We start from the raw sequence: 9,077 nt of genomic DNA on the forward strand, positions 1-9,077 counted from the left end.
GGTCGCGAGGCTGCGCGCCACGCGACCAGTCCAGCAGAACAGTCCGATGTAGCCAGAAGTGCTCAAGCTGCGACCAGGACTTGTTTCCTGCCGTCGTGGCCGCGCACCGGATTGCGCACCGAGTCCACCAGGTACCCGACCCAGAAGCCCAGCAATCCGGCCCCGACAACAGCCAGCGTTCCTACGGCACGCACCATGGACCGCTACCCCTCTCCAGATTTGCCAAAGAGCTCTGCCCGACCCGCCTATGATCGAAGCGGTCAATGGTGCTGACTTTACTGGCTCACTAAGCAGCGGTTAAATCGATAATGTCGCCCATCCGGGCTACGCTGAGCACTTCCGGTGAATTCGCCCCGGATTGAAAACCCTTCGAGGGGACGGAAGCGGGAGCAGCGCTCGAACAAGGCGACGATCCGCTGCCCCGCCACCACGCCGTTCCTCCCGGCCGCCCGCGCCGGAGCGGCCCCGCGGGGCGGGCGGCGGGCGCGGTGCCACCGCCGCCCCGCGAACGGGTTCCGGTCACAGCCACCTGCCCAGGCGGGGGAGTTCTCCACCGTCAGCTTCGAGCTCCACCGCCCCGCGGCCAGTGACCCAGCGCACCAGGTCCGCGGTGGAGCCTCGAACGGCGCGCGGAGCGCTGCCCTCGACCTCCACGCGGTACTCCGCCGACTCCCGGTCGGTGGGGCGCAGGACCAGCGACGGCCCTTGCTGCTTGCGCTGCCAGAGCCCGGTCACGTCCGCGAGCAGCGCGTCGAGCAGCTCGGGCTCGAAGTCGTGGAAGCTCGCCCCGTTGTCGAGGTCCACGGCGTGGATCCAGACCTCGCGGGCCCGCATCCACGGCGTCTCGCTGGCCGGCACGATCCGCCCCTGCGCTGTTCTGACCTTCTCGCTCCACCGCTCTGCCGGCAGGTCGCGCCAGAGCACGTTCAGGTGCACGGCCGCGTGCTCGGCCAGCGCCCGAAGCGCGAACGGGCGCAGCGTGGCCCCCTTCTCGATCTCTTCCGCCCGCGCCTGCGGCGAGGAGTACATCGGGGTCTCCACCCCGGTGGCGGCCCACTCGACGAGCCGGGCGATCGCACGGGCGTTGTAGCCGACATGAGCGATCAGGTGCCGTCGGGTCCACCCCGGCAGCCGGGTCTGCTCGTCGAACTCCTCGTCCCGCAGCTCGCTCAGCTTGCGGGCGAAGTACGCCGTCCCCCGGCGAGCCCACAGCAGCCGTTGAGCCAGAACTGGGTCGTTCACGGAAAATCCCTACCTCACGGTGTTGACCAGTTCCCCAAGACCGGCGATCCGGGTCACCAGCTTGCTGCCCACGGACAGGTAGCGGGCCGGCTTGCGGGCGTGCCCAACCCCACCCGGGGTCCCGGTGGCGATGACGTCCCCGGGGTTGAGGGTGACGATCCTGGAGATGTAGGACACCAGGTCGACCGGACCGAACACGAGGTCCTTGACGTTGGAGGACTGCACGACCTCGCCGTCGACCTCGGTGGTGATCTCCGCGTCCAGCTCGAACCCGTCGGTGGTGACCAGGTGCGGACCGAACGGGGTGGTGTCCTCGAAGGTCTTGCCCTGCAGCCACTGCTTGGTGCGGTATTGGTAGTCGCGGACGGTGACGTCGTTGAGCACCGCATAGCCAGCGATGGCCGCGGCAGCCGCTTCCGCGTCGGCGTTGCGCACCCGGGTGCCGATGACCACCGCCAGCTCGCCCTCCCAGTCCAGGGCGTCCGAGTCCGCTGGCTTAACGATCTCGTCGTTCGGCCCGATCAGCGCTTCGGCGTACTTGGCGAACAGCGTTGGGTGCTCCGGCAGTTCCCGCCCCATCTCCAGGATGTGGTTGCGGTAGTTCAGCCCGACGCACACGATCTTTCCCGGCTGGGGCACCACGGGCGCCAGGTCGAGCCCGGAGAGCTGGTGGCGAGTTCCGCCCTGCGCGGCCACGTGCCGCCAGTCCGGTTGCGCCAGCAGCGCACCGACATCGGCCGCGGGCAGCTCCACGGCTTCGTCGCCGTCCACGCGAACTGCCGCGGTCCGCCCATCGAAACGTGCGGTGGCCAGCTTCATCATTCCCCTTCCTCGACGAACACACGTGCCTGGTTGAGCCGCTCGAAGATCGGGTGGTCGGAGAACCGGAACAGGTCGAAACCACCTTCCGAACGCAGCGACCACTTGGACCACGACGGCACCACGATCAAGTCGCCCTTCTCCACCCGGTGCTCGGTCCCGTCGACGACGATCTCGCCGGTTCCCTCGAACACCTGCCACACCGAGGAGCCCACCTCGCGGCGCGGCCGGGTCCACGCCCCCGCGCGCAACCGGTGGAATTCCGCCCGGATCGTCGACATCACGTCCCCACCGGTGGTCGGGTTGGTGTAGCGCACCGCCGCGTGCCCCGGTTCGACGGTGGCGGGGTACCCCTCGTCCTCCAAGGCGAGCTGTTCGCGCAGGGCCGCGTCGGTGTGCTCCCACCGGTACGCCGCGATCGGCGAGTTCGGCAGAGCGTCCAGCCCCGACAGCGGTCGCAGCCCCGGGTGCGCCCACAGCCGCTCGGAGCGCGAGACGTCCGGGGTCTTGCCATCGGTGACCTGCTCGGAACCGAACTCGAAGAACGCCGAGTCCGTGTAGTGCACGAACGGGATGTCCAGGCCGTCGATCCAGGCCATCGGCTGGTCGGTTTCGTTGTGGTGGCCGTGGAAGTTCCACCCCGGGGTGAGCAGGAAGTCGCCGCGGCGCATGGCGACCGGGTCCCCGTTGACCACGGTCCACACGCCCTCGCCCTCGACGACGAACCGGAAGGCGTTCTGGCTGTGCCGGTGCTCCGGAGCCACTTCCTTCGGCCCCAGGTACTGGATCGCCGCCCACAGCGTGGGCGTGGCGTACGGGGCCCCTCCGAAGCCGGGGTTGGCCAGTGCGATCGCCCGGCGTTCCCCGCCTCGACCGACCGGGACCAGCTCGCCCGCCCGCTGGGCCAGCGGGTAGAGCGTGCTCCACCGCCACACGTGCGGGACCGCCCGGGGTTTGGGCTCCATCGGCATCAGATCGCCCAACTGAGTCCACAACGGATTCAGGTGTTCGGCGGCGAAGTCCGCGTACAGCTCGTCCAGCTCAGCTTTTTCTTCATCGGTCGGCTGAGTCGACGTCATCATCCCTCCTCAACAATTCCGATCCCGACAGCTGGCCGAGTTCTCCGCACCGGAGCAGGCCGCGGGCAAACCCACAGCAGCAGACCGGCAAGGGCAGCAGCTGCCGCGAAGACCAAGAAGTTCGCCCCGACGCCGAAGCCGGCGGCCAGCAGCAGGCCTCCGGCTTGTGGAGCAACCACAGCGCCTATCCGACCGATGCCCAGCGCCCAACCCAGCGCTGTGCCCCGTTGACGGGACGAGTAGTGGTTCGCAACGGCAGCGATGATCAAGCACTGCGTTCCGTGCGTACCAACTCCGGCCAGCACCAAGAGCGCATATGTGACCGCATTGGATGGATGGGTCAGCAATCCCGCGAGACTTGCAGCAGCGGTGAAAGCAGCCACCACTCCGGTGACAACCGGCCCGAACCGGTCCCCCGCCCAAGCCGTCAGCAAGGAACCGGCAACGGCTCCGAGGTTCAACGCCAACAGGAAGGCCAGAGAAGAACCTAGGTTGAACCCGGATTCCCTCATCAACTGCGGCAGCCAGGTGCCCAAGCCGTACCAGGCGAACAAAGTAGCTAATGTAGACAGTGCAAAAAGAACTGTGGCGGCCAAGTACTTGCGCGAGAACAGGCCTTCATCCGCGCTCTCGTCGGCCTCGCCGCTGCGACTCGAAATTCCGCCGAACCGCTGCTCCACCAACTCCGCCCGTTCGAGATCACCGCGCGCCCGGTAGTAAGCAGCTGTTTCCGGGAGCTTCCACCAGCACAGCGGCAGCACGACCACCAAGCAGAGCAGGGCCACCCAGAACATGCTCGGCCAGCCCCAGGTGGGGATCACCCCGATCCCGAGCACCGCTGCCAAACTGCCCCCGATGGGCACGCCCGACATCATCAGCGTGGACACCGTGGAACGGCGGCGTTCTGGAACGAATTCAGCAGCCAGCGCGTTCGCCGAGGGCACCAGACCACCGAGCCCGAGACCGGCGAGGAAGCGGAAAGCGCCGAACGCGACCGGCCCCCACGCCACCGCGCAGAGCACGGTGAAGACCGAGAACCACGTCGTGCACAGCAGAACCGTCCGACGCCGCCCGATCCGGTCCGAGAGCGCGCCGGCGACCAGCGCACCCAGGAGCATCCCCACGAAGGCGAGGCTTCCCAGAAAACCGGCCAGTTGATGGGTCAGCCCCCACCCGGGCTCGCGGAGCAACTCCGGCAGGACCGTCCCGTAGACGATCAAGTCGTAGCCGTCGAAGACGACCGTCACCCAGCACAGGGCGACGACGAGGAAAGCTGCCCGGCCGGATCGGCCCGGGCGCACGTCAGTGTGCGGCATGCGCTAGACCGTATTCGGCATGTCCCGCATGCCGAATACCATTCTGCTAAGAAGAATTCATTGGAATTCTCCTGCTTCACGCAATTCCTGCTCCGCTTGGGCGACCGTCGACCGGAGTTCACCGACCAGGAAGGGGATCTGCTGCCGGCGGAAGCGCACCGAAGGCGATGAGATGGACAGGGCGCCCACGGCGTGCCCGGCTGGATTGCGCACCGGGACCCCGACCGCGCACACCCCGACTTCGGTCCTCTCCTGGTTCAGCGCGTACCCGTTCTTCCGAACGGATTTCAGTTCGCGCCGCAGAGCGCTCCATTCCCGACTGGACAGCGGACTCGCCGCTCCCTCCGGCCGGTAGAGCTGTTCGAGCTGGTTCTCCTCGAGTTCTGCCAGCAAAACCTTGCCTCCGGAGGACAAGTGCGCCGGGAGGATCGTTCCTCGGCGATCGCCGACGTGGAGGACCTGAGTCGATTCGACACTGGCCAGGAACCTGGTCTGGGTGCCCACCCGAACCATGAGGTTCACCGTCTCCTGCACTCGTTCGCACAACGCGTCCATGTGCGGGTGCAGCACCTTGCGCAATTGCTGGTTTATCGATCCAGCAACGAAGTTCGCGCTCAGCGCGGGCCCCGGGACGTAAACCCGCCGGTCGTCCTGGATCGCGAAATCCCGATACACCAGCATGGAAAGCAGGCGGTGGGCGGTGGAGCGGGCTATGCCGAGCTCTTCGGCCGCTTCGCTGACCCGAAGTTCCCCTTGATCGCGCAGCATTTGCAGGAGCAGCAGCGCGTTGTCCACCGAAGCGATCGCGTAAGGCGGCCTGTTCTTCATGGCGGAATCCTATTCTGCGCAGCCGAATTTCCAAGTACTTTCGCAAACGCTTCGCGCTGGATCCGCCACGAGCAGAAGGAGAACAGCCAATGAACAACCGGACATCGGGGTCCGAAAGCCAGGACGTGATCGTAGTCGGCGGCGGAATCGGCGGACTGGCAACTGCTTTCTCACTGCGCCAGCAAGGACTGTCGGTCCGACTGCTGGAACGCGCTCCGGAATTCGGTGAAGTCGGCGCCGGGCTGCAGCTGGGCCCGAACGCCACCCGCATCCTCGACAACTGGGGCCTGCTCGACGAGGTCCGAGCCGCCGGCGTAGAACCGAAACGACTCGTCCTGGGCGATGCCATCACCGGCGAGAAGCTGACCCACCTCCCATTGGGCGAGGAGTTCCAGCAGCACTACGGGGCTCCCTACGTCGTCGTGCACCGCAGCGATCTGCACCGGATCCTGCTCGAGGCGTGCCGGGAAGCCGGCGTCGAGCTGCAGACGAACAGCACCGTGGAGCGGGTGGAGACCGGATCCGACTCCGCCCGCACCTACCTGAGCGATGGCACCGCCCTCAAGAGCCAGGTCGTCATTGGGGCCGACGGCCTCAACTCGCGCTTGCGCAGCCACGTCGTGGACGACGAACCGGTCTGCTCCGGTTACGTGGCCTACCGGGGCGCCGTGCCGATCTCCGAGCGGCCGGACGTCGACCTCGACGAGGTCATCGCCTGGATGGGCCCGGGGTGCCACTTCGTGCACTACGGGCTCCGGCAGGGGAAGATGGCCAACTTGGTCGCCGTGTTCCGCAGCCCGAAGTACTTCGCCGGCGAAGCCGACTGGGGCGGCCCGGACGAGCTCGACACCGCGTTCGCCCAGTGCTGCGACCGCGTTCGCCAAGGCCTGGACTCGCTGTGGCGGGACCGGCATTGGAAGATGTACGACCGGATTCCGATCAGCAACTGGTCCAACGGTCGACTGATGCTGGTCGGCGACGCCGCCCACGCCACCTTGCAGTACCTCGCCCAGGGCGCCTGCCAGTCGATCGAAGACGCGGAAGTGCTGGGGAGCCAGGTGGGCAAGCACCGCGATGGCGAGAGCGTCGACTGGGAGGAGGTCTTCAGCGCCACCCAGCAGATCCGCGCACCGCAGGCGTCGAAGGTGCAGACCACCGCTCGCACCTGGGGAGACATCTGGCACGTGGACGGCCTGGCCCGATCGCTCCGCAACGAGCTGCTGGCCACCCGCTCCCCCAACGACTACAAGCACATCGACTGGTTGTACGGAGCGTGACAGGTCCATCACCGCCCGGTGCGACAGCGCCCGCACCCAGATGTCCACAGTAGATATTCCGGTTCCGCTGGCCCGGCTCCGGCGCAGCTGCCGCGGCCGCAGCGCGGCACAGCAGTGCTCCAGGCCACTTCCCGGTGCGCTCACTCGCCCCGCGAGCGAGCACGTATCCTCGAAAACGTCGTCCATGCGCTACTCGGTGTGCTGCACAGGCATCGGGCAGGTGAGCGTTTTTAAGGGGTGGAATTCATGGCGCAGCCCTGCGTGCTGCTCAAGCATGGTGAGCTGGCCATCAAGGGCCGCAACCGGAACATCTTCGAACGGCAGCTGCTGCGCAATTTGAAGCACGCCGTTGCCGAGGTGGATCCGAACGCCCGCATCGAACGCCGCTCCGGTGTAGCGGTGGTGACCGCCTCGGGCCCCCAGCAGCCGCTGGTCGATCGGTTACGCGAAGTGATCGGCATCAGCGTCGTCCAGCCGGGTTACCGCGTGCCGAAGAACCCCGAGCAAGCCGCCCGGATGGTCGTGCAGATGCTGCGCGAACGCTACGGCGGCGAAGCGGCCAAGAAGTTCGCGATCAAGGCCCGCCGTCGGGACAAGGCGTTCCAGATGAGCTCCTCCCAGCTGGCCGGTTTCATCGGCCAGCGCGTGTGCGACGAGCTGAACTGGCCGGTGGACCTCAGCAACCCGGAGGTCGAGGTCTTCGTCGAGGTCGACTGGCGGGAGATCTTCATCTCCGTGGAGCACCTGCGCGGCCAGGGCGGGCTGCCGGTGGGCTCCTCCGGTCGTGCCCTGGCGCTGCTCTCGGGCGGCTACGACTCCCCGGTCGCCGCCTACCGGATGATGAAGCGCGGTCTGCGGTGCGACTTCGTCCATTTCACCGGGGCCCCGTTCACCGGTCCGTCTTCGACCTACAAGGCGTACGCGCTGGTGCGCCGGCTCAACCAATTCCAGGGCAACTCCAAGCTGCACGTGGTACCGGTGGGCAAGGCGCAGCGGGCGCTGGCCACGGCCGGTGCCGGTGAACTGCAGATCGTTGCCCAGCGCCGGCTGTTCGTGCGCATCGCGGACGTCCTCGCCCAGCAGCTGAACGCGCAGGCGCTGATCACCGGCGACAGCCTCGGCCAGGTGTCCAGCCAGACCCTCAGCAACATGGCGACGACCGAGCAGGCCAGCTCGCTCCCGCTGCTGCGCCCGCTGGTCGGCTGGGACAAGACCGAGATCATGAACGAGGCCCGGCGGATCGGCACCTACGACATCTCCAAGCTGCCCGACGAGGACTGCTGCAGCTTGATCATGCCGCCGCAGGTGGCCACCCGGTCCACGGTGGGCCAGCTGAGCAAGGTCGAAGGCCGGGTCGGCGTGGATTCCCTCGTGGAGCAGGTGTTGGCCAACGTGCAGGTGATCGACCTGGGCAGCTCCGAGCAGCCGGTGGCTACGTGCGAGGTCGACTCCGGATCCGAACCAGAGCCGGCCGCAGCAGGCGCCCGCGCAGCCGGTATCCAGGGCGCAGGACTGAGCTGACCGTTTCCCGGCTGCTGCCCGGTCGCAGCGGGACGACCGGTTCGTCCGCCACCGCCTGCTGCTCGGTGGGGTCGAAGTCGGCGCCGATCGGTTCGAACCGCTGCAGACCTTCTTCAGCGAGCGTGTCCTGCAGTTGGCGCAACACGGGGCGCAGCTGATCGGGCACGTGCTGGGCGCCCAGCTCCAGCGCGTCCAGGACCGGTAGCAGCCGGCGCACCAGATCCTCCGTGGCCTCCGCCACGACCTGGGTCTGCTGGCGGATCATGCGCTTGCGGTAGTTGCTGAACTCGGCTTTGAGCCGCTGCAAAGCCCTCAGGTACTCGTCCCGCTCGGCTCGGAGCTGGTCGAGTTCCCCGGCGGCGGATCGGGGTGCGTCCACCGCCGCTTCCGCTGCCGGGGGAGGCTGCCGGGGGTTGGCGGCTGGGACCGGCAGCTTGCTCCTCGTGGTGCGAACATCACTTGTTCCGCTCATCGTCATCGACGATTTCCGCGTCCACGACCTCGTCCTCGTCGCCGCCGGAGGAGGTGCCGCCCTGGCTTCCGGCGCCCCCGGCCGCCTGGTCGGTGCCCGTGGAGGCCTGCTGGCCGTACATCGCCTGGCCGATCGCTTGTGACTTGGTGGCCAGCTGCTCCATCGCCGACTTGATCGCCGAGACGTCGTCGCCCTTGAGGGCCTCGTTGACGTCCTTGATGGCGTCCTGCACTTCCTGGCGCGTCTCGGCGGAGATCTTGTCCGCGTTGTCGGTGAGGACCTTCTCGGTCTGGTAGACCAGCGACTCGGCCTGGTTGCGGGTCTCGGCCTCCTCGCGACGCCGCCTGTCCTCCTCGGCGTGGGCCTCGGCGTCCTTGACCATCCGCTCGATGTCTTCCTTCGGGAGCGCCGAACCGCCGCTGATCTTGATGGACTGCTCCTTGCCGGTGCCCTTGTCCGTGGCCGAGACGTGCACGATGCCGTTGGCGTCGATGTCGAAGGTGACCTCGATCTGCGGCACGCC

The 9,077-nt window shown here is 67.5% G+C and carries 10 protein-coding genes; 2 read left to right on the top strand and 8 right to left on the bottom strand.

Annotation, left to right across the window (positions count from 1 at the left end):
- Positions 1 to 62: 62 nt before the first annotated feature.
- From SREC43747_RS22165 to SREC43747_RS0114375, 6 genes are all read right to left on the bottom strand, one after another.
- Complete coding sequence (locus SREC43747_RS22165) at positions 63 to 197, bottom strand: hypothetical protein (RefSeq protein ID WP_269077847.1); 135 nt, start codon at positions 195 to 197, stop codon at positions 63 to 65.
- Positions 198 to 519: 322 nt separating this feature from the next.
- Positions 520 to 1,242: a maleylpyruvate isomerase family mycothiol-dependent enzyme gene (locus SREC43747_RS0114355; RefSeq protein WP_029721978.1), complete on the bottom strand. Its 723-nt coding sequence runs from the start codon at positions 1,240 to 1,242 to the stop codon at positions 520 to 522.
- Positions 1,243 to 1,251: 9 nt separating this feature from the next.
- Positions 1,252 to 2,061, bottom strand: a complete 810-nt coding sequence (locus SREC43747_RS0114360; RefSeq protein WP_029721980.1) for a fumarylacetoacetate hydrolase family protein — start codon at positions 2,059 to 2,061, stop codon at positions 1,252 to 1,254.
- The gene (locus tag SREC43747_RS0114365) at positions 2,061 to 3,140 is read right to left on the bottom strand and encodes a cupin domain-containing protein (protein ID WP_029721981.1); all 1,080 of its coding nucleotides are present in this window, start codon (positions 3,138 to 3,140) and stop codon (positions 2,061 to 2,063) included. Before SREC43747_RS0114365 ends, SREC43747_RS0114360 begins: the two co-directional genes overlap by 1 nt.
- On the bottom strand, positions 3,140 to 4,456 hold the full coding sequence (locus SREC43747_RS0114370; RefSeq protein ID WP_051388040.1) for an MFS transporter: 1,317 nt from the start codon (positions 4,454 to 4,456) through the stop codon (positions 3,140 to 3,142). The genes SREC43747_RS0114365 and SREC43747_RS0114370 overlap by 1 nt, the downstream gene beginning before the upstream one ends.
- A gap of 57 nt (positions 4,457 to 4,513) precedes the next feature.
- Positions 4,514 to 5,284 carry an IclR family transcriptional regulator gene (locus SREC43747_RS0114375; protein ID WP_029721983.1) on the bottom strand — a complete coding sequence of 257 codons (771 nt, stop codon included), beginning with the start codon at positions 5,282 to 5,284 and terminating at the stop codon, positions 4,514 to 4,516.
- Positions 5,285 to 5,373: 89 nt separating this feature from the next.
- Here SREC43747_RS0114375 and SREC43747_RS0114380 point away from each other — a divergent pair, with 89 nt between their 5' ends.
- On the top strand, positions 5,374 to 6,561 hold the full coding sequence (locus SREC43747_RS0114380) for an FAD-dependent oxidoreductase (protein ID WP_029721984.1): 1,188 nt from the start codon (positions 5,374 to 5,376) through the stop codon (positions 6,559 to 6,561).
- 246 nt (positions 6,562 to 6,807) lie between these two features.
- Complete coding sequence (gene thiI / locus SREC43747_RS0114385; protein WP_081722604.1) at positions 6,808 to 8,082, top strand: tRNA uracil 4-sulfurtransferase ThiI; 1,275 nt, start codon at positions 6,808 to 6,810, stop codon at positions 8,080 to 8,082.
- Here the strand turns inward: thiI and SREC43747_RS0114390 are convergent.
- A complete protein-coding gene (locus SREC43747_RS0114390; protein WP_051388041.1) occupies positions 7,994 to 8,461 on the bottom strand; it encodes a nucleotide exchange factor GrpE in 468 nt (155 codons plus the stop codon). The genes thiI and SREC43747_RS0114390 overlap by 89 nt on opposite strands.
- A gap of 76 nt (positions 8,462 to 8,537) precedes the next feature.
- A partial coding sequence (locus tag SREC43747_RS0114395; RefSeq protein WP_029721988.1) for an Hsp70 family protein occupies positions 8,538 to 9,077 on the bottom strand: 540 nt, incomplete at its 5' end.

The sequence above is a fragment of the Saccharopolyspora rectivirgula DSM 43747 genome (assembly GCF_000497205.1).
Taxonomy (GTDB): Bacteria; Actinomycetota; Actinomycetes; order Mycobacteriales; family Pseudonocardiaceae; genus Saccharopolyspora; species Saccharopolyspora rectivirgula.